General features: G+C 46.6%; 1 pseudogene. It reads right to left on the bottom strand.

The annotated features are described in order from the left end of the window. A pseudogene (locus PZH32_RS11860) lies at positions 1–350 on the bottom strand (hypothetical protein); the annotation flags it as partial.

The following is a 350-nucleotide window of genomic DNA, read 5'->3' as shown; positions in this document are numbered from 1 at the left end:
AACACAGACTTGATACCATGAAGGGGAAGGGCAAACTTCTCATTGAATTCCTTTATGTAGGAGTTTAGGAATTCATTGGCAGCGTCTATGGTCGTTATGCCTGCAAGTCTCAACTCGACTGGCAGGCGCGACTGTAGCGTCTGGTTCAGACGTTCTACACGTCCTTTTGCCTGAGGCACACTGCTTGATCCCAGTTCAACCCCCAGCTGTTTACAGGCATAGGCAAACTGTGTATAGGTATCCTCATCGATAGATGGGGAGTTTTTCTTTTTATAGGTGAAAACAGTACGGCGGTCTGTAAAGAACTTGTAGGGGATACCGTAAGTTGTGAGGATCTGATGGAAAACGTG

Origin of the sequence: Adlercreutzia equolifaciens (assembly GCF_029076695.1) — a bacterium.
Classification (GTDB): Bacteria; Actinomycetota; Coriobacteriia; order Coriobacteriales; family Eggerthellaceae; genus Adlercreutzia; species Adlercreutzia equolifaciens_A.
The sequence above is the reverse complement of the archived record's forward strand: the minus strand, read 5'-3'. Positions and strand labels throughout refer to the sequence as shown.